This is a genomic window from Nonomuraea sp. CX421, assembly GCF_059358955.1.
Map to the genome: position 1 here is coordinate 1 of NZ_JCADBK010000063.1, position 1132 is coordinate 1132.

Annotated in this window: 1 protein-coding gene; it reads right to left on the minus strand. The window is 64.3% G+C overall.

Annotated elements, in window-relative coordinates:
* A partial coding sequence (locus tag AC5L3X_RS39140) for an FG-GAP repeat domain-containing protein (RefSeq protein ID WP_494863851.1) occupies positions 1 to 995 on the minus strand: 995 nt, incomplete at its 3' end.
* Positions 996 to 1132: the final 137 nt, after the last annotated feature.

Genomic DNA, 1132 nt, shown 5'->3' on the forward strand with positions numbered 1-1132 from the left:
TTGCCGTCGCCGGAGAAGTCGCCGGGGCTGAAGATGATGTCGAAGGCGGACCAGTTGTGGCCGAACGCCTCGCCGGTGCCGGATTGGAAGCCGCCGGTTCCGTTGCCACGGTAGAGGTGCAGGTCCTTGGTCGTGGCGTTACGGGCGATCACATCGGCTTTGCCGTCGCCGGAGAAGTCGCCGGAACTGAAGATGATGTCGAAGGCGGACCAGTTGTGGCCGAACGCCTCACCGGTTCCCGATTGGAAGCCGCCGCTGCCGTTGCCACGGTAGAGGTGCAGGTCCTTGGTCGTGGCATTACGGGCGATCACATCGGCCTTGCCGTCACCGCTGAAGTCACCGGTGTCGCCACCCGCTCCGTCCTCGACGATGTTGTTGTAGCGGATGGGGCGATATCCCTGCATGCTCGACCACGACTCGCTCCCCACTTGACCACGGGAGTTGGCGGACGGGCCCTTCGCCCAGTCGTTCTCCCATCCGTCACCGTCCGGGTCGGCACCGCCGTTGAGGGAGTAGGTCCAGGCGCCCTGCGAGTGGTCGCCGGCGTTCTTCCATCGGGCGAACAGCTCCATGTGGCCGTCCTTGAGGATCGCGTCCCCCGGCCTGAGATCGTGAAGACTGGACAGGTACCTCTTGCCTGACCACGACGCGAAGTCGTTGGTGCTGTTGCCGCCCTTCCCGGAGTTCGCCGTGATGTGCCAGGCCATCGACACCAGGCCGGAACAGTCCGGCCCGTACTTGTGCGTCCCGTCCACATCGGTGACCAATGTGTTGGACCGGCGCGTCAGGTTGTACTGGACCCCGCGGTTCACCCAGTTCTGGGCACGTGCGAGCACTTCGGAACGGGTGATGGGGCCGTTGGCGATGCTCGCCGCGTTTGCCTGGCCCCTGCCGCCGGCCTCGTCGAGCGCGGTAAGGGCGAACATGGCCAGCGCGGATGCCGTACACACCGCGACGGTGCGGGATAAAAGACGATGAATGGTCGACCTGTTCATTCTCACGTGTCCTTTTCGAGAGAGAGTGAGCCCCGGAATGCGGAGAAAGTGAGGCGCTGCATCAGGCGTCAGAAGATGGTGTCGAAGGCGGACCAGTTGTTGCTGAAGGCTTCGCCGGTGCCGGATTGGAAGCTGCC